At 59.8% G+C, this 17,997-nt stretch carries 15 protein-coding genes; 11 read left to right on the top strand and 4 right to left on the bottom strand.

All coding sequences use genetic code 11. From position 1 onward, the window contains the following. Positions 1 to 3 precede the first annotated feature (3 nt). Positions 4 to 2,040 carry a M3 family metallopeptidase gene (locus ACOBR2_RS08060; protein ID WP_420239509.1) on the top strand — a complete coding sequence of 679 codons (2,037 nt, stop codon included), beginning with the start codon at positions 4 to 6 and terminating at the stop codon, positions 2,038 to 2,040. A 156-nt stretch (positions 2,041 to 2,196) separates the two neighbouring features. On the opposite strand, the gene ACOBR2_RS08055 is transcribed toward ACOBR2_RS08060, so the two are convergent. Continuing rightward, positions 2,197 to 3,594 (bottom strand): IS1182 family transposase, encoded by a 1,398-nt coding sequence (locus tag ACOBR2_RS08055; protein WP_420236173.1) that lies wholly within the window; start codon positions 3,592 to 3,594, stop codon positions 2,197 to 2,199. A 270-nt stretch (positions 3,595 to 3,864) separates the two neighbouring features. On the opposite strand from ACOBR2_RS08055, the gene ACOBR2_RS08050 reads away from it, so the two are divergent. The 7 genes from ACOBR2_RS08050 (at position 3,865) to ACOBR2_RS08020 (ending at position 10,549) form a co-directional block, all read left to right on the top strand. Continuing rightward, positions 3,865 to 4,425 (top strand): prepilin-type N-terminal cleavage/methylation domain-containing protein, encoded by a 561-nt coding sequence (locus ACOBR2_RS08050; protein WP_420239508.1) that lies wholly within the window; start codon positions 3,865 to 3,867, stop codon positions 4,423 to 4,425. A 5-nt stretch (positions 4,426 to 4,430) separates the two neighbouring features. Then, positions 4,431 to 5,117 (top strand): LolA family protein, encoded by a 687-nt coding sequence (locus ACOBR2_RS08045; RefSeq protein ID WP_420239507.1) that lies wholly within the window; start codon positions 4,431 to 4,433, stop codon positions 5,115 to 5,117. A gap of 451 nt (positions 5,118 to 5,568) precedes the next feature. Next, positions 5,569 to 6,453 (top strand): 2-dehydropantoate 2-reductase, encoded by an 885-nt coding sequence (locus ACOBR2_RS08040; RefSeq protein WP_420239506.1) that lies wholly within the window; start codon positions 5,569 to 5,571, stop codon positions 6,451 to 6,453. Between the two features lie 142 nt (positions 6,454 to 6,595). After that, complete coding sequence (locus tag ACOBR2_RS08035; RefSeq protein ID WP_420239505.1) at positions 6,596 to 7,354, top strand: TetR/AcrR family transcriptional regulator; 759 nt, start codon at positions 6,596 to 6,598, stop codon at positions 7,352 to 7,354. Continuing rightward, positions 7,351 to 8,415 carry an HlyD family secretion protein gene (locus ACOBR2_RS08030; protein WP_420239504.1) on the top strand — a complete coding sequence of 355 codons (1,065 nt, stop codon included), beginning with the start codon at positions 7,351 to 7,353 and terminating at the stop codon, positions 8,413 to 8,415. Before ACOBR2_RS08035 ends, ACOBR2_RS08030 begins: the two co-directional genes overlap by 4 nt. After that, on the top strand, positions 8,412 to 9,440 hold the full coding sequence (locus ACOBR2_RS08025; RefSeq protein WP_420239503.1) for an ATP-binding cassette domain-containing protein: 1,029 nt from the start codon (positions 8,412 to 8,414) through the stop codon (positions 9,438 to 9,440). The genes ACOBR2_RS08030 and ACOBR2_RS08025 overlap by 4 nt, the downstream gene beginning before the upstream one ends. Beyond that, entirely contained in the window at positions 9,437 to 10,549 is a 1,113-nt protein-coding gene (locus ACOBR2_RS08020; RefSeq protein ID WP_420239502.1) for an ABC transporter permease, read from the top strand. The genes ACOBR2_RS08025 and ACOBR2_RS08020 overlap by 4 nt, the downstream gene beginning before the upstream one ends. Positions 10,550 to 10,913: 364 nt before the next feature. On the opposite strand, the gene ACOBR2_RS08015 is transcribed toward ACOBR2_RS08020, so the two are convergent. Further along, entirely contained in the window at positions 10,914 to 11,165 is a 252-nt protein-coding gene (locus tag ACOBR2_RS08015; RefSeq protein ID WP_420239501.1) for a hypothetical protein, read from the bottom strand. 150 nt (positions 11,166 to 11,315) lie between these two features. On the opposite strand from ACOBR2_RS08015, the gene cyaY reads away from it, so the two are divergent. After that, positions 11,316 to 11,636: an iron donor protein CyaY gene (cyaY, locus tag ACOBR2_RS08010; protein ID WP_420239500.1), complete on the top strand. Its 321-nt coding sequence runs from the start codon at positions 11,316 to 11,318 to the stop codon at positions 11,634 to 11,636. A gap of 185 nt (positions 11,637 to 11,821) precedes the next feature. On the opposite strand, the gene ACOBR2_RS08005 is transcribed toward cyaY, so the two are convergent. Both ACOBR2_RS08005 and ACOBR2_RS08000 read right to left on the bottom strand, forming a co-directional pair. Continuing rightward, complete coding sequence (locus tag ACOBR2_RS08005) at positions 11,822 to 12,862, bottom strand: type II CAAX prenyl endopeptidase Rce1 family protein (RefSeq protein WP_420239499.1); 1,041 nt, start codon at positions 12,860 to 12,862, stop codon at positions 11,822 to 11,824. 131 nt (positions 12,863 to 12,993) lie between these two features. After that, positions 12,994 to 13,836: an acetyl-CoA carboxylase carboxyltransferase subunit alpha gene (locus ACOBR2_RS08000; protein ID WP_420239498.1), complete on the bottom strand. Its 843-nt coding sequence runs from the start codon at positions 13,834 to 13,836 to the stop codon at positions 12,994 to 12,996. A gap of 740 nt (positions 13,837 to 14,576) precedes the next feature. Between ACOBR2_RS08000 and ACOBR2_RS07995 the strand changes: the two genes are divergently transcribed. Both ACOBR2_RS07995 and ACOBR2_RS07990 read left to right on the top strand, forming a co-directional pair. After that, complete coding sequence (locus tag ACOBR2_RS07995; RefSeq protein ID WP_420239497.1) at positions 14,577 to 16,394, top strand: phosphoenolpyruvate carboxykinase (GTP); 1,818 nt, start codon at positions 14,577 to 14,579, stop codon at positions 16,392 to 16,394. Between the two features lie 264 nt (positions 16,395 to 16,658). Then, positions 16,659 to 17,963 carry a rhamnogalacturonan acetylesterase gene (locus ACOBR2_RS07990; RefSeq protein ID WP_420239496.1) on the top strand — a complete coding sequence of 435 codons (1,305 nt, stop codon included), beginning with the start codon at positions 16,659 to 16,661 and terminating at the stop codon, positions 17,961 to 17,963. Positions 17,964 to 17,997: the final 34 nt, after the last annotated feature.

Here is a 17,997-nt window from a genome sequence, read left to right as displayed (position 1 = left end):
GCCATGAAGGTTTTTCTTGCTTCTCTCGCACTTGCCTGTGCCAGCCTTCCCGTGGCCGCGCAGAGCGTCGCTCCCGCTGATCCATTGCATGGCTGGCTCGCCGCCCGTTCTCCCGCAGCCTTTGAGGCCTGGATCAATGAGCGGCTGACGGCTGAAAAGGCCGATCTGGCCAAGCTTGAAGCTGTGCAGGGACCGCGCACAGTGGAAAACGCGCTGCGCCCCTACGATGACGCGGTCAATGAGCTGACCATTGCCGGCAACAACGCCTACCTGCTCTACTCGCTGGCGGACACGGCCGCGCTGCGCGACAAGGGCCAGGAGATGGCCGCCAAGATCGGCAGCGTGCAAACCGATCTGAGCCTCGACACGCAGGTCTACAAGGCTCTGGCCGCCGTGGCCCAGCCTGCCGACCCAGCCACCCGCCACTATCTGGAGCACACGCTGCTGGAATACCACTTGTCGGGCGTAGACCGCGACGAGGCCACCCGCAAGCAGATTCACGCTCTGCAGGACAAAATCACCGACCTGACGCTGGAGTTTTCCCGCAACGTCGCCGATGGCACGGGCCACTTCAAGGCCAAGCCCGAAGAGCTGGCCGGACTGCCGGCTGACTTTCTGTCTGCCCACAAGCCCGACGCCGACGGTCTGGTCACACTGAGCACCGATGAGCCCGACCACGGCCCGGTAATGAGCTTTGCCAGCAGCGCCGAGCTGCGCAAGCGGATGTTTCTGGCCTACACCGACCGCGCCTGGCCCAAGAACGACGCCGTGCTGCGCAACCTCCTGATTGCGCGCCAGCAGTTAGCCACCACGCTTGGCTATGCGCACTACGCCGACTACGCCACGGTGGATCAGATGATTGGTTCGCCCGCCAACGTGACCAAGCTGGTGGACGATCTGGACAAGATTGCGCGGCCCGCCGCCAACCGCGAGTACGGCCAGTTGCTTGCGCTGGCGCAGAAGTCAGAGCCCGGGCTGAAGGAGATTACGGTCTCCGACAACGCCTACTGGCGCGAACAGTTCCGCCGCAGCCAGTTCAACTTTGATGCGCAGAGCGTGCGTCCCTACTTCCCCTACGCCCAGGTGCAGGACGGCATTCTGAAGACCGCCGCGCGGCTCTTCCACGTGAGCTTCAAGCAGGTCAAGGACGCCGCCGTGTGGGATAGCTCCGTGGACGTATTCGACGTCTACGACGCTGCCGATGGCGCAAAGAACCGCAAGCTCGGCAGAATTTATCTGGATATGCACCCGCGCGAGGGCAAGGACAAGTGGTTCTCCTCGTCGCCGGTCATTCCCGGCATTCGCGGCCGCCAACTGCCTGAAGGCATGCTGGTGTGCAACTTCAGCGGCGGCAAGCCGGGCGAACCGGGCCTGATGCAGTACGACGAAGTGGTCACCTTCTTCCACGAATTCGGACACCTGATGCACAACATTCTCGGCAGCCAGGGTGAGTGGTCCGCCGAGGGCGGATTCAGCGTGGAAGGCGACTTTGTGGAGAGCCCCTCGCAGATGCTGGAGGAGTTCTTCCACTCGGCCACGATTCTGCAGTCCTTCGGCCATCATTACCAGACCGGTGAGCCGATTCCCTCAGCGCTTGTGGACCGCATGAACGCCGCCAGCGCCTGGGGCCGCGGCACCTGGGTAGAGCACCAGTTGCTCTACAGCAGCTACTCGCTCACCCTGCACAATCAGGCCCCGGAAAAGCTGGACTTTGACGCCCAGTGGACGGCCATGAACACCCGCTTCTCGCCCTTTGCGCCGATTGCGGGCGAGCACACCTTCGCCTCGTTCACCCACCTCACCGGCTACGCGTCGAACTACTACACCTACCTGCTGGACAAGGTGATTGCCATCGACTTCTACGCGCAGTTTGACCCCAACAACCTGCTGGACGGGCCAACCGCCATGCGCTATCGCCACACGGTGCTGGAGCCGGGCGGCAGCAAGCCAGCCACCGAGCTGGTGCACGACTTCCTAGGCCGTCCGCAGTCCATGGAGGCCATCGGCCACTGGATCAACCAGGAACCGCTGACGAAGTAAGCCTCTAGGAGTCTGTCGCTCATAGCGTTTGCGATTTTTGCAGGAGATGTCGGCCTGGCTGCGCAGTACTGGATTTGTCTGTTGCTGTCAGTTTTTCTCTACCGCACCGTATCTTTGAGGCGCGACTCTGATTCGGATTCTGATCTTTCGTTGTTTTTACGCGTTTTGCAGTGCCCATCCGGAGCGAAAGAGCTTCAACAGATTGCTGACCGCGCACACCAGCCTCCACTCTCCGCTCACATTCTGTTTGCCGCGCATGCTGAAGCGACGAAAACCGCGGCACTCCTTGATTTGTCCAAAGACCGGTTCCACGATCGCCTTGCGTCTTTTGTAGACTGCGCGTCCGGCCTCGGTCTTCAACTTATGTTGCATTTGTTCTCGTGCCGTTGCATCTGACGGGGCTTCACCACAGGCTATCTCCGTTGGATCACTATGTTTGTCGCGGCCTGTGGCGATGTATAAGTCGATTTCAGCTACCGTTGCGTCGGTCACATTTGCTTCGCTGAAGTAGCCGGTATCAGCGCTGACTTTCTCGGGCTTTTGGGCAAGATTCTTTTCGATCTGTGCCACCATCGGCAGTAATTGTTTTTTGTCGTTCGTCTCCTGCGTAACCGCGGCGGCCACGATTACCTGCGCGATGGAATCGACCGCGATCTGCGCATTATAAGCCTGTAAAAAGCTGCCTTTATTGGCGCCATCCGGCATGATGCGGCTCTCCGGATCCGTGAAGTTGCGCTGATCCTTGTCTGCGGGTTTTGCCTTGTCCGGATCAGGGGGATTCGACTTGCGACCACGTTTCTTTTTGCCCGCGCGACGATCTTCTTCCTCGTCAGCCTGTTTCTTTTCTGCTTCAGCAAGTTTCTGCTCAGCCTTCTCGCGGGCCTCGTCTTCGAGTGCCTGCTTCGCTTCGCGAATCTTCTGCAACCGGCTCTCGCGTCGCTGTAACTCGTCGGGAAGTTCTTCGCCGTTCCGATCCTTGCCGTACTGCGCGTCCTCGTCGGCATCCGCTTTTTCCGCAGCAGCCAACAGAGCGTTGATTTCCTGCTTCAGGCGCGCCTCGCTCTCGGTCATGCGCTGGTAGCTCATCGCCTTGTGCTTGCTGGCGTTCGCCCTGATCTTTGTTCCATCGATCGACACATGACCCAGCTTAACCAGACCGGCTTTTGCGCACAGCAACAAGGCCTGCGTGAACAGTTCGGACAGCGCAGCCAGATGCCGTTTGCGAAACTCGGCCAGCGTGGCGTGGTCCGGATGCTGGTCGCCGGAAAGATAGCGAAATGCCACGTCTTCCCAGGTATGCTTCTCAAGCCTGCGTGAGCTGTAAACGCCCGTGGCATAACCGTACAAAAGAAGGCGAACCATCATCTCCGGAGCATAAGCCGACTGGCCGCGACCATCCTTCTCGCGATACGAAGCATAGATCGATTCAAGATCCAATGCCGAAACCACATCCACGACAAAACGAGCCAAATGGCCGTCAGGTAGCCAGTCGTGAAGGCTGGGTGGAAACAGAAGCGTCTGGTTGACCGTGTCTGGAAGGAAGTTCTGGCCCATAACAAAATCGTAATCTGCTGGGCCTGGTCTGGACCAGGACCTCGGGCAATTCTATGGGCGACAGACTCCTAGAACAGAAAATCTGGCCGCAGCGGCAATTTACGGCCAGATTCCTCTTTTTACGATTCTCCACGGCAATCCCCCCGTATCTGCGAAAAAACTCACCTCGCGCAGAAGAACCCAGCTCCCGTAGCAGCTTGCACACTGCTTCCATGAGCGAAATCTTTCCCATTCCCGTCTGTACGTTGTAGCATTTCAAGGAGTCGGCCTGTGACTACGAGCCGTTTCGACGAGGCGCTGAATATGAATTGTACGAACCTGCCTGAACGCCGCCACCATGCGGCCACGCCATCCAATGGCTTTACGCTGATGGAACTGCTGATCGTTATTGCCATCATCCTCATCCTCATGCTCATGGCGATTCCCACCATTGGCAGCCTCAGGAAGAGCGCCCACCGCACCTCGGCGATCAACTCGCTGCAGACCGTCAACAAGGCCGAAGTGCAGTACAGTTCCGACTACCCGGCCTCGGGTTTTGCCTGCTCGCTCTCGCAGTTGGGCGGCGATCCCAATGCGGGCGCACCCAATCCGAACGGCGCACAGATCCTCTCCGGCGACATCACCAGCGGCTACAAGGCCGGCTACATCTTCACCATCACCTGCAAGAACAAGATCACGGTGAATGGCCAGGACCGCGCCACCAGCTACGTGGTTACGGCCGTGCCGCAGACCGTGGGCAAAACGGGCGACTCCGGCTTCTGCAGCGACGAGTCGGGCGTGATCAAATATGATCCTGCCGGTGGCAGCAACTGCACCCAGCTTTTACAATAGTGAGTGTGAAAACCCTACCCAGCGGCGGCCGACTCAAAACGGCCGCCGTTCTTCTTGCCTTGATGCTGCTGCCCGGCGTGGCCCGCCTGCACGCCCAGCAGGCCGCCTCGCCCTCGGTGCACGATGTGGCCGCCCGCGTGGATCGCCACTACAACCAGCTGCACTCTCTCAAGGCTGGCTTCAGCGAGACGTATGCCGGCATGGGCCGCCGCCGCACCGAAAGCGGAACCCTGCTGCTCTCCAAACCCGGCCGCATGCGCTGGGACTACAGCTCGCCCGCCGGCAAGCTCTTTCTGCTGGACGGCAAATACGCCTGGTTCTATACCAAAGGCCAGCCCCAGGCACAGCGCATTCCCGCCAAACAACTCGATGACCTGCGCTCGCCGCTGCGCTTTCTGCTGGGCCACACGCAACTGGAAAAAGAGCTGGTGGGCCTGACGCTGGCATCTGGCCCCGGCGGCACATTCACGCTGACCGGCAAGCCCAGGGGTCAGGAGCAGCGCTGCCCGCGCATGGCGCTCACCGTCACGGCTGAGGGCACGATTCTGGCCATTGAAGCCGATGAGAACGACGGCTCAACCACCCGCTTCACCTTCTCAGGCGAGCAGGTCAATGCGTCCGCTCCCGCCGGAGCCTTTCAGTTCACGGCCCCCACAGGCGTGACCGTCATCGATGCTCTGCCCCCGGCCTGATCCTCCTGACCTGGCTTGAACGTTGAGAGTCTGAATTTCAACTCTTTTGATAGGGCACGACTTCAGTCGTGCCACAAACGCTGCAAAATACGTGGGCTTTACAGGCTCCGGAAAAACTGGTGGCGGAGGGAGGCAGGGGTTTTAACCCCTGCAAAAATCTGCAAAATGAGCGGGGGCTTCAGCCCCGGAAGTCTTTCCGAAGTTCGCCTCCAAAGTAAGAAAAAGCCCGCGCCTAAAGGCGATATTCGCGGCTTCCATGCTCCAGAGGCCTGAAGGCCCCTGCTCCCTCCGCAAATACCAATCCACTCTGGTGTGAGTTTTTCCGCAGCCTGTTTACCTGCCGCGTCCCACATGGGGGAATCGCCGCAGGTACTTTTTTCTACACCCACTTTGTGGCAGCTTACATATTGGTAAACCCGCACTTTCCCACGGGCTTGCAACGGGAGGCCGTATGGCACGCATCGCACTGATCGGCGTAGGCGCAATTGGAGGAGCCCTGACAGGGCTTCTGCACAGCACCGGAAAACATCAACTGATTCTCTGCACCCGCCGCCCACTCCCGGAGCTGACCGTACGCATGCCCGAGGGCGAGCAGCACGTGGAAGCACTGAACCTGACCAGCACCCTGCACACCGAACCGGTGGACTGGATCATCGTTTCCACCAAAGCCTACGACGCCGAGGGTGCGGCCAGCTGGTTTGCCGGGCTCGGCACGAACGGCGCACCCATCGCCATCGTGCAGAATGGCGTAGAGCATCGTGAACGCTTCAGCCCGTGGATTCGCGCATCCAGACTTCTGCCGGTGGTGATTGACTGCCCCGTGGAACGCACCCCCGAGGGTGTGGTAAACGTGCGCGGCAGCGTGCTGATGAAGACCGAGGATTCGCCCATGGGGCGCAGCTTTCTGGAGCTCTTCGAAGGCAGTTCCGCCCACTGCGTACTCACTGAAGACTTCACCACCGCCGCATGGTGGAAGCTGTGCATCAACGTGGTGGGCGCGCTCAATGCGCTCACCCTCGAACCGGGCCGTGTGCTCTGGGAAGACTCGCTCATTCCCATCGAACGCGCACTGGTGGCCGAGTGTCTGGCCGTGGCCCGCGCGGAAGGCGCTCAGTTGGATGAATCGGTCATCGACGAGGTCATCAACCTCTACCGCTGCCATCCCGCCGACTCGGTCAATTCCCTGCTTGCCGACCGTCTGGCCGGCCGCCGCATGGAATACGACGTGCGCAATGGAGCCGTAGTGCGCAAAGGTGCCAAGCACGGCATTGCCACCCCGCTCAACCAGATGGCCACAGCCCTGCTGGAGATTGCGGAAAAAACGCGCAAGGGGTGAGCAACTGGTTCTAGGTGCTAGGGGCTGGAGGCTAGCAGCTAGAAGCTGCGTAAGTACTTTAGAAAGTAAATCCTTCTAGATCCCCATTGCGTAAGATCCGCAGACGCGGTACTTTACTAACCAGTTAGTTAATTTTGCAATCATGACAAGACGTCCCCCAATCCGCACCCAGGCCGAACGCGCTGACCAGACGCGGGCGCGCATTCTTGAAGCGGCCCTCGTCCTCTTCAGCGAAAAGGGTCTGGCTGGCGCACGCACCGAGCAGATTGCCGAAGCCGCGCAAGTGAACAAAGCCCTGCTCTACTACTACTTCAAGAGCAAACAGGGGCTCTACGATGCCGCCCTCGAACAGGTGGCCAGCGAAGCCATTGAAAAAGTCGCAAGCATCCTTCGGCAGGGTGAAACCGCCGGCGAACGACTGGTGCGTTTTACCCTGAACCATTTTGATCGCCTGCACGCGCGGCAAACCTTCCATAGCCTCCTCCATCAGGAGATGGTGCGGGCCAAGCGTGGAGAAAAAACCTCCGCGTCCACCATTGCGGAAAAGCTCTTTCGCCCCATGACCAAACAGGTGGGCGAGTTGATTGTGGAAGGCCAGCAGAAGGGCGAACTCATCGAGGCCAGCCCGTGGCAGATCATGAACGCCGCACTCGGTGCCAACACGTTTTACTTTTTGTCGGCGCCGGTCGTCGGCATGGCAACGGGCCGCGATCTGCTCAGCCGCAAAGAGTTGAGCAAGCAACGCGTAGCGGCCATTGAATATCTGGGAAAAACATTGTTCTGCAACCGCGCGCATGGATCGAGAGTGGCAAAAACAGTGCTCGATTCCACGCCCATGCCCGCCAGCAACAATCTGGACCACTGGCGGTTCCATCACGGTTTTGAGGAGAAGCACAAGTGAGTGCACGCAATCGGGTTTTTCTTATTCTTGGACTTCTGGCGTTTGGTTCGCTCATCTGGTACTTCGTCACCGTCCGTCCGTCTTCTGACCTGCAAATGATCGGCACAGTGGACGCCAATGAAGTGCAGGTGAGCGCGCGCATCAGCGGCCGCATCCAGCAGTTGCTGGTCACCGAAGGTCAGCAGGTAAAGGCCGGCGATCTGATCGCAGTCATTGAGAGTGACGATCTGGACGCCGCAACCCGCGCCGCCGAAGCCACTGCCAGCAGCCAAAAGGGCAAGCTGCAGGAAGCCATGACCACCGAGCAGCAGAATCGTGGCGAAACCTCCAGCGCAACCATCAATGCCGAAGCACAGGTACGCGTGGCGGAAGCCTCGCTGGCCCAGGCGCGTGCACAACTGGAGCATCAAAAGGCCGACACCGATCGCACCGTAGCGCTGGCCGCGCAAGGCATCATGAGCGCGCAGTCGCGCGATGAGGCCGTCACCAGCCTACATGCCTACGCCGCCGCGGTAGACTCCGCCAGCCACACCCTTGCCGCGGCCCAGGCCAGCCTGCGGGAGGCGCATTCGCACGAGTTGCTGGCTTCCGTCTCAGCCCACACCGTGGCTGCCACACGCAACGAGGTGGCCAACGCCAAGGCACTGGCCGAGCAGGCGCATGCACAGGAGAGTTATTCCAAAATCTACGCGCCGGTAAGCGGCCGCGTAAACGTGTGGGCCATGCGTCAGGGAGAAGTGGTTTCCTCCGGCACGGCCATCGTCACCATCATCGATCTGACCCAAACCTGGGTCTATGCGCCGCTGCCTGAAACGCAGGCCGATGCCGTGCAGTTGGGCGACAGCCTGCGCGTGGTCATGCCCTCGGGCGGTACGCTCTGGGGCAAGGTAATCAACAAGGCCACCGAGGCCGACTTTGCCACGCAACGTGATGTGGGCGCACGCAAACGCGACATCAAGACCATTCAGCTCAAGCTGCTCATCGACAATCCGGGAGAAAAGTATGTGCCCGGCATGACGGCAGAGATCTACATCCCCAAGAACAAACTGGTGAAGCAATGAGCGCTGCAACCACGCCACAAAACACCAGTAAATACGCTATTGAAGTTGATAACGTGGTCAAGCGTTACGGCAGCTTCGAGGCAGTCAAGGGCGTCAGCTTCAATGTGAAGGAAGGCGAGATCTTCGGGCTGCTCGGCCCCAATGGCGCGGGCAAAAGCACGACCATCCGCATGATGACCACGCTGATCCCCATCACCTCTGGCCGCGTGCATGTGGCAGGCAGCAATGTGGCGGAGGATCCCGATGCAGTGCGCTGCGCCATCGGCGTGATTCCGCAGGCGCTCACCAGCGATCCTGATCTTACCGTGGAAGAAAACCTGAGCATCTACGCCAAGCTCTACAACGTGCCCCGCGCCGAGCGCAAAAAGAACATTGTGGAAGTTCTGGAGGCCGTGGATCTGCTGAAGTGGCGCGATGCGCAGGTGAAGACGCTCTCCGGCGGCATGCGGCGACGCGTGGAGATCGCACGCGGCCTCATCCATAATCCGCGCATCTTCTTTCTGGATGAGCCCACCACCGGCCTTGATCCGGTTTCGCGCATTGCCGTCTGGGAGATGCTGGACAAACTGCGCCAGACGCGCAACCTCACCATCCTGCTGACCACGCACTACATGGAAGAGGCCGACAAGCTCTGCGACCGCATCGCCATTGTCGATCATGGCACGCTGGTCGCGCTCGGCACACCGCTCGAACTCAAGCACAGCGTTCCGGGAGCAAACGTAGTGGAGCTGCGCGTAGAGAACGAATCTCCGGAGTGGGCAAAGCGCCTTGAGACGTTGGAGGAGGTAACCAGCGTGCAGGCTGAGAGTGGTGGCTTCTATCGTCTGCTTACCAGTTCGGGATCGCGCACCACCCTGCAGTTGGTGGAACTGGCGGCTGCGCTCGGCGAAACCATCACCTCGCTCAGCGTGCAGAACACCACGCTGGACGATGTATTTGTTCACTACACTGGCCGTCAGCTCCGCGACGAGCAGGTTAAACCCGCGGCATTCACCCTGCCGCCGCGTCCGGGAGAACGCCCATGAACCGAATGTTCGCAATTGTGGAACGCGAGATGCGCAAGTTCTTCCGCTCGCCCACGCTGATGATCATGTCGCTGATGATGCCTACCCTGCAACTGATCATCATGGGCAACGCCTTCGGCGGAAAAATCGTGGGAGCACGCGTGGCCGTGGTGGATTACGATCACGGCCCCGAAGCGGTCAAGCTGCAAGAGGGCTTTGACGCGATTGCCTCCAACATCAAAACCTTTACCACCACCGACTACAGCGACGAAGTGCAAGCGCGCGAAGATGTGCGCATGGGCAAGGTCGATGCGGCAGTGATCATTCCCAAGCAGTACTCGCGCCGCGTAGCAGCCAAGGATGCGCCGCGCATTGGACTGGTGGTGGACAACACTGACCAGTTCACCTCCTCCAGCGTGGAAAACGAGATGCAGGCGCTGATCGACGGGATCACCGCGAATACGATTCAGGCGCGTCTGACGCAGACCATCGCCCTGCACACCGTGGAGCTGTACCCCTACGTGGGCTACATGAAGTACCTGCTGCCGGCCTGCATTGCACTGGCCATGTTTGTTTCGGTGATGATTGGCGGCGGCATGCTCTACATCGACGACAAGGCACGGGGCGTGCATGAAGGCTATCTGGTTACGCCCATCACGCGGCTGGAACTGGTGCTGGGCCTGAACGTCGCGGGCGCAGTCAAGGCCGTGCTCTCAGGCATTTCGCTCACCGTAATCGGATCGCTGATGTCGGGCCTCGGGCTCATCTTCCATCCCGTGCAGATGCTGCAGATTCTCTGCCTGATCCTCGTCACTTCCATCGCCTTCAACGGCATGATGTTTCTGCTGATGGTGCGCGTGGACGATCCGCTGGTGCCGCGCGCCATGTTTGGCATTCTCAACCTGCTGCTCTTCTATCCATCGGGCGCAATGTATCCGATCTTCGCTTTTCCCAAGTGGCTGCGGGCGCTCTCGGTGATTGATCCATTCACCTATGCGATTCACGGGTTCAAGATGATCATCCTCAAGGATGGCGGTTTTGCCTCCATCGAGTATGACCTGGCGTTTCTGCTGATCTTTGGCGTGAGTACCCTGCTGATTGCCACGCCACTCTTCAAGCGCACCATGTAGGACGTGTTTTGCTGCAGGCAAAAAACAGAAGGAGCGCGGAAGTTACCGCGCTCCTTTTTCTGCGTATGGGTAGGGTTGAATGTTTGTTTGTCGATCCCCTCTACATCTGCGCGCTCTACGTAATTGTCCTGTCATCTTGAGCGGAGTTTGGCCGTTTTTTGGCCAAACGGAGTCGAAATACCTGCGGTTGTTCTTCAAGGATCTTTCGCGGAAGTTGATGCATCTTTGGAGCCAAAGAATCATGGATGCGGAGGCAAAAAGCAGCCGCAAATCCCCTTCTACTGCACTCAGGGAAGGCTTTCGACTCCCTGCGGTCGCTCAGGAGGACAGGCTGAAGTCTGATGAGGATTTCAGACTCAGGACTCTAAACGATGATGTTGATTCCACCACCGGCACGCCTTCTGGCGGTCGCGTATTCCTGCTCGTCTTCCTCAAACAAATCGTCTTCGTTTTCATTGTCCTGTCCGCCGGAAGCGCTACGTCCGTCTCCTTTGTAGGAGTCTTCCCCAGACAGCGCCAGTGCGTTGATGTCAAAGACAGCCAGCAGCTTTGAACTGGCCTGGGAAACCTTTGCGACAGGCATGATGCGAATCCCGGAGATGGGCGCGATTTCCATAGACGCTCCTCGTCGAACCGTGATGGTCCATTTATCGGCATGAGCGTCCTGACCTTTAATCTTTGATGTAAAAATGCTGCCCTAAAAACAGACAACACGAAGAATTCCCGTGAACTGTCGAACGCGATCCCGTCTTGCTACACTGGGACCATGATGGGTGAACAGGATTTCCGCAATCTCGCCGAGGCCGCGCTGAACACGCTCAAACAGCACCTTTTTAAGCGCGAGGACGAAAGCGGCGCATTCGAAACCGAGGAACAGGGCGGCGTGCTGCAGGTCATTTTTGAAGAACCGCCGGCCAAATTCGTACTCACCGCCAATGCGCCGGTGCAGCAGATCTGGATTTCAGCGCGAACCACCAGCTTCAAGCTCGACTGGAGTGAGCAGGAGAGCGGATTTGTGCTGCCCAAAACCGGCGAAGCCCTACTCCCACTCGTGGATCGCCTGATCGACGAGCAGTTGAACGACTAGCTTCAAAAAACTCGTTCTGGCGCGGGTTTGTCTTTGCGGATTTACGGAGGGAGCAAGGGCCTTCAGGCCTTTGAAGCGTCGATGCATTGAATATCGCCTTTAGCCGCGGGCTTTTTCTTCCACCCAAAAAACTCCCCCCATACGCTCAAAGGCCCGGATTCCGTTTCCGAAATCCGGGCCCTAGCTTACTCCTGCGGTGATGGAGCTTCTTCCCCAGGTGGAGGCGTCAACGCTGTTGGCAGCTGCACCAAAGGCGGCGCAGGGGCCGCAGGCAGAATCTGCACCAAAGGCGGCGCGACAGGCGTGGAAGCAGCTTCGTGCTGAGCGCGCTGAATCGCATCCAGATCCACGGCAACACCGCCCGGCTCAATGACCAGTGGGTTGTAAAGATCGTTCAGTTCGCTGGTAAGCGCCAGCAGTGCCGGAAAAGCCAGCAGCAGGACAAAAAAAGCCAGCCAGCTCGCATCCAGTCCAAACGCGCCACCTGAGAGCCAAAAAGAGCCCAGCGGATCGCCCTGCACAATCGGCGAATGGCTATTGACGCCATTCACCGCCAGCCCGAAAAGCAGAGCACGGCTGGCCTTCCAGCCAAAGTTCACGCCCCAGCTTACCCACAGCGCATGGGTGCGCAGGTAGGCCGTGGAAAGCAGCAGGCTGAAGACAATACCCACCCAGAAGGCCGTGTGGCTGGCTCCTGGCAGAACCGCCTGCAACATGGCGTAGAAGATGGCGAAGGCAATGGCTGCGCCGGTATTGCCTGCCGAAGCAGCAAAGCGCTGGAAGGCGTAACCGCGAAAGGCAATCTCTTCGGCCAGCGCCAACAGGGCAAAGAAGGCGATCTCAACCAGCAGCCAGCCCCAGTTGGCCAGATGCGCCGTCACGCTGACGGCCACGCCCCCCAACAGAACCAGCGGAAGCATGCAGACCACCGCCATGCCCCAGCCCGTGACCATTCCCAGCCCGGCCTCGCGCTGCCAGCCCGGACGCAGCGGCAAACCCTGCCCGCTGATGGGATGCGCCTGAGAATCAAAGCGCCAGCCAAGCACGGCAAAGCCAATGAGCAAAAACACGACCATCAAAAACTGTTCGGCTAACGGCTGAAAGGCTTCGCTAGCCCATGCGTCCGCGCCCTTGGCGGCCATATAGCGGGCAGCCATAAAGAAGAATGCCGCTAGCAGAAATTCAAAATAAGCGCGCAAGCGGCTGCCGGAGATGAGGCTTCTCATCTATACCTCCCCGGAGCAGCGTGCTGTAGGCAACTGGAAATCAATTCAACCTCCAGGGTTTTAGATGTTGGAGGGACAAAAAGGATTGCAGAGCAAATTTTGAGCCCCCGCCGGAACGGGGGCTCTCTCCGTCAGTTCTGCACTTCCGTGTAGAACTGCGCCATGTTGCGGAATTTCTTCTGGCGCGTAGTCACCATCGCGGCCACCGTCATGGCTTGCAGCTCGGCCAGATTGCGCGTGAGCGCCTCGGTCAATGCGGCAATGCCTGCCTCGCGGTCGGTGTGAATACCCTCCGGCGGCTCGGGCACAATCTCGTCCACGCAGCCCATGGCCTTCACTTCCGGCGCGGCAATGCGCATGGCCTCGGCGGCCAGCTGCTTGTTGGCTGCATCACGCCACATAATCGCCGCACAAGACTCCGGCGTAATGACGAAGTAGAGCGCGTTTTCGAGGATCAGTACGCGGTCCGCCACGGCCAGCGCCAAAGCGCCGCCCGATCCGCCTTCGCCCGTAATCACCGAGATCGTCGGCACCTTCAGGCGCGACATCTCCAGGATGTTGCGGGCAATGGCCTCGCCCTGGCCGCGCTCTTCCGCACCCAGACCGGGGTAAGCGCCCGGCAGATCAATAAAGCTGATCACCGGCCGGTTGAACTTTTCGGCAATCTTCATGCAGCGCAGGGCCTTGCGATAGCCCTCCGGGTTGGGCATGCCGAAGTTGCGCCGGATGCGCTCTTTCGTCGTGCCGCCCTTGCGGTTGCCAATCACCATGACCTCTTGGCCTGCCAGCCGGGCCATGCCGCAGACGATTGCCTCGTCGTCGGCAAAGGCGCGGTCGCCGTGAATCTCGCTGAAATCGGTAAAGATCCGCTCGATGAAGTCCATAGGATAAGGTCGCTGCGGATGACGCGCCCGTTCAATTCTGATCCATGCGGGCGAAGTCGCCGCAATGCTCTCTGTCTGCTGTTCGCTCATCAGTATCCCAGGCCCAGCCCGAAGGCAAAGTTGGCCCTCCATGATTCTACGCGATCCATCGCCGCCGGACGAAAGAGGAATCACGGGAAAGCGCCTGCGGAGTCTTGAGCTCCATGCCGGATGCAATTTTCTTCCTGATCTGGATGCAAAATCAAAGGCGAATTTGCGATTCCCTACCCTATCCTGAGTCCAAGTTTGCTTCGTACATTGTTCTGTCATCTTGGGCGGAGTTTGGCAGGCTTTTGGCCAAACGTAGTCGAAAGACCTGCGGTTGTTCTTCAAGGATCTTTCGCGGAAGTTGATGTATCTTTGGAGCCAAAGTTCATGGACGCAGAAGCAAAAAGCAACCGCAGGTCCCCTCGGCTCTGCGCTCAGGGCAGGCTTTCGACTCCCTGCGGTCGCTCAGGAGGACAGGCTGAAGTTTGATGAGGATTTCAGACTCAGGGCACTAGCCGCAAAACAAGGACGCGGCAAGGGTGGGGCCACCCGCAGCTTTTGGCAGGCTCACCCGACCCCATCCCTGCCCCCACGGCATCCTCTCGAAAAAAGGAAAGAAATCGCAAGCCAAACGTACGTTCATCGGCATAGAATGTGGGCGATTTATGGCTCAATCTGTCCGCAACACTCTGGGCTCCGGCACAAAACTGCCCCCCGGACTGCTGAACAAAGCGCTCCTCCATGAGCGCCTGGGAGAGCCCCCACACGTCCGCCCCCCACAGCTACCCGTACCGGAGGACCGCATGAGTGTTCGCAACGCACCCCCCGCCACCACCAACAAAAACCTGATCCGCTGGGTGGAAAAAATCGCTGCCCTCACCGAGCCTGACTCCATTCACTGGGTGGATGGCAGCCAGCAGGAGTACGACGCGCTCTGCGATCAGCTAGTGGCCTCCGGCACCTTTACCCGGCTCAATCCAGAGCTGTGGCCGGGCTGCTTTTACGCCCGCACCGACCCGAACGACGTGGCCCGCGTGGAAGACCGCACCTACATCTGCTCGCTCTCCAAAGACAATGCCGGGCCCACCAACAACTGGGAAGACCCCTTCACCATGCGCCGCAAGCTCAAACGGCTTTTCAGCGGCTGCATGCGGGGACGCACCCTCTACGTGCTTCCCTTCTCGATGGGCCCCCTCGGCTCGCCGATGGCGCAACTGGGCGTGGAGCTGACCGACTCACCCTACGTCGTGATCAACATGCGCATCATGGCCCGCATCGGGGCTCCCGTGCTGCGGGAGATCGAAAAGGAAGAAAAGCGCGTGGTGCCCTGCATACATTCGGTGGGCGCGCCACTCGCGGCCGCTCAGCAGGACGTGGCTTGGCCCTGCAATCCGGAAAAATACATCGTCCACTTTCCCGAAACCCGCGAAATCTGGAGCTACGGCTCCGGCTACGGCGGCAATGCGCTGCTCGGCAAAAAGTGCTTTGCCCTGCGCATCGCCTCCAACATTGCCCGCGACGAGGGCTGGATGGCCGAGCACATGCTCGTCGTCGGCATCGAGTCTCCGCAAGGGGAAAAGACCTACATCGCCGCCGCCTTTCCATCCAGTTGCGGCAAAACCAATCTGGCCATGCTGATTCCGCCCGCAGGCTTTGAGGGCTGGAAGATTCGCACCGTCGGCGACGACATTGCCTGGATCAAGCCCGACGCCAGCGGCCAACTGCGCGCCATCAATCCCGAGGCGGGCTTTTTTGGCGTGGCTCCCGGCACCAGCGCCAAAACCAACCCCAATGCAATGACGACGCTCAGCCACAACACCCTCTTTACCAACGTGGGACTCACGCCCGAGGGCGGCGTCTGGTGGGAAGGCATGACGGACGAGCCGCCTGCCGAATGCCTGGACTGGCGCGGCCAGCCGTGGACGCCGCAAATTGCCAAAGAAACTGGCCGCACCGCCGCCCACCCCAATGGCCGCTTTACCGCCCCCGCCCACCAGTGCCCTTCCATCGATCCTGAATGGGAGTCGCCCGAAGGCGTGCCCATCTCGGCCTTCCTCTTCGGCGGTCGTAGGCCCACGACGCTGCCGCTGGTCTTCCAGTCCTTCAACTGGTCCAGCGGCGTTTACATTGGCGCGACCATGGGCTCGGAGACTACGGCAGCCGCCGCCGGAGCCACCGGCATCGTCCGCCGCGACCCCATGGCCATGCTGCCCTTCTGCGGCTACCACATGGGGGACTACTTCCGGCACTGGATCAAGATGCAGCGCACGCTCACCAGAACGCCGCGCGTCTTCCACGTGAACTGGTTCCGTAAATCACCCGAAGGCAAGTTTCTGTGGCCCGGCTACGGCGAAAACATGCGTGTGCTCAAGTGGATTGTGGACCGCGTGCACGGCCGCGCCCTGGGCCGAGAAACCCCTATCGGCTGGACGCCTTATTACGAAGACATCGAGTGGACCGGCCTCGACTTCGACCGCCAGGCCTTCGACGAGTTGCAAACCATCGACCGCACAGAGTGGCGACGCGAGGTCATCGGACACGAAGAACTGTTTCTGGCCCTGCACGACCACCTGCCCAAGGAGATGATCTTCGAGCGTGAGCTGCTGATCTGCCGGCTGTAGTAAAAACCAGTTTCAGAAAAGCTCTGATCAAGGTCTTGGCATTTATTTGCGGAGGGAGCAGGGGCCTTCAGGCCCCTGAAATGTGGATGCGTCAAATATCGCCTTCAGGCGCGGAATGGAAGAAATTGTGAAGATTCAAAGGCGTTTTCCTTGACGCCTTTCCACATCCCGGGCCGAAGTGCTAAAGTTTTTGAAATAATTTCAATTCTGAAATTTCCGCACCCGTTTTTTCGCCCGGCCCTCCGGCCACACAGGAAAGATCCCATGAAATCTTTGACGATTGCCGCACTCCTCCTTGGTCCTTCGCTCTTCGCCACTTCGCTCCCGCTCTGCGCGCAAACCTATACCTGCGCACCCGCAAAAAACGGCGCGGTTGCGCTCAACGGCACCTCAACTTACTCCGCCACCACTGCCGGCTTTGACCTGCACAGCACGCCGCAGAGCGCCGCCGGCTTCTGCTCCAGCGACAAACCCTTCTTCCTCTCCATCCCCGTGGCCGAGGGCAACTATCGCGTCACGGTCGAGCTGGGCTCGCCTGCCGACTCCGTCACCACGGTGCGCGCCGAGGCTCGCCGCCTGATGCTGGAAAAAGTCGCGACAACCGCAGGCAAAACCACCACCCGCACCTTCGACGTCAGTGTGCGCACCCCACAGATAGGCAGCGACGAGAAAACTCAGGTGAAACTCAAGCCCCGCGAAGTGGGCAATGCCGACTGGGACCACAAGCTGACACTGGAGTTCAACGGCCTGCGCCCGGGCTTTCGCTCCGTCCGCATTGAGCTGATCCCCAATCCTGCCAGCGAACCGGTGATTTATCTGGCCGGTGACTCCACGGTCGTCGATCAGGACGTGGAACCCTGGACCGCCTGGGGACAGATTCTGCCCCGCTTCCTTGCTCCCGGCATCGTCGTCAGCAATCAGGCCGAGTCCGGCGAAACCGTGCGCAGCTTCGGGGGCGAAAAGCGCTTCGAAAAGATCTTTTCCACGATCAAACCCGGCGATTATCTCTTCCTGCAGTTTGGCCACAACGATCAGAAGCCAGACAGCAAAGTCTCCCTCGACCTCTATCAGGAACTGCTGACTCAGGCCATTGCCCGGACCCGCGCGGCCGGTGCGACGCCGGTGCTGGTCACCAGCATGCTCCGCCGCAACTTCCTGCCCGACGGCACCGTCAAGGACACGATGGCCGGCTATCCCGACAGAATGCGCCAGATCGCCAAAGAGCAAAACGTGACGCTCATCGACCTGAACGCCATGAGCCGTACGCTCTGGGAAGCGCTCGGCCCCGAAGGCACGAAAAAGGCTTTCATGCACTATGAAGCCAACAGCTTTCCCGGCCAGACCGAGGCCATCCTCGACGACACCCACTTCAACGGCTACGGCGCTTACCTACTGGCCGAGTGCATCGGGCGCGGCATGCGGGAAGCCAACCTGCCCCTCACCAGGTTCCTGATTGATCCGAATAAAAACTTCGATCCGAAGCACCCGGACGATCCTGCCACCTTCAGCCTGCCGTTCACGCCCATTCCCCCCAAGGACGGCGACGTCACCAAGGTGCCGCAGATCTGAGGACGCTTGCTTAGTCAGCCGAGCGGGGAGCACC

Origin of the sequence: Telmatobacter bradus (genome assembly GCF_048629425.1) — a bacterium.
GTDB lineage: Bacteria > Acidobacteriota > Terriglobia > Terriglobales > Acidobacteriaceae > Telmatobacter > Telmatobacter bradus.
The sequence above is the reverse complement of the archived record's forward strand: the minus strand, read 5'-3'. Positions and strand labels throughout refer to the sequence as shown.

Coding starts and splice junctions, on each gene's coding strand:
- ACOBR2_RS08060 (WP_420239509.1), top strand. CDS start 4: ATGAAGGTTTTTCTTGCTTCTCTCGCACTTGCCTGTGCCAGCCTTCCC.
- ACOBR2_RS08055 (WP_420236173.1), bottom strand. CDS start 3,594: ATGGGCCAGAACTTCCTTCCAGACACGGTCAACCAGACGCTTCTGTTT.
- ACOBR2_RS08040 (WP_420239506.1), top strand. CDS start 5,569: ATGGCACGCATCGCACTGATCGGCGTAGGCGCAATTGGAGGAGCCCTG.
- ACOBR2_RS08035 (WP_420239505.1), top strand. CDS start 6,596: ATGACAAGACGTCCCCCAATCCGCACCCAGGCCGAACGCGCTGACCAG.
- ACOBR2_RS08025 (WP_420239503.1), top strand. CDS start 8,412: ATGAGCGCTGCAACCACGCCACAAAACACCAGTAAATACGCTATTGAA.
- ACOBR2_RS08020 (WP_420239502.1), top strand. CDS start 9,437: ATGAACCGAATGTTCGCAATTGTGGAACGCGAGATGCGCAAGTTCTTC.
- ACOBR2_RS08015 (WP_420239501.1), bottom strand. CDS start 11,165: ATGGAAATCGCGCCCATCTCCGGGATTCGCATCATGCCTGTCGCAAAG.
- cyaY (WP_420239500.1), top strand. CDS start 11,316: ATGATGGGTGAACAGGATTTCCGCAATCTCGCCGAGGCCGCGCTGAAC.
- ACOBR2_RS08005 (WP_420239499.1), bottom strand. CDS start 12,862: ATGAGAAGCCTCATCTCCGGCAGCCGCTTGCGCGCTTATTTTGAATTT.
- ACOBR2_RS08000 (WP_420239498.1), bottom strand. CDS start 13,836: ATGAGCGAACAGCAGACAGAGAGCATTGCGGCGACTTCGCCCGCATGG.
- ACOBR2_RS07995 (WP_420239497.1), top strand. CDS start 14,577: ATGAGTGTTCGCAACGCACCCCCCGCCACCACCAACAAAAACCTGATC.
- ACOBR2_RS07990 (WP_420239496.1), top strand. CDS start 16,659: ATGAAATCTTTGACGATTGCCGCACTCCTCCTTGGTCCTTCGCTCTTC.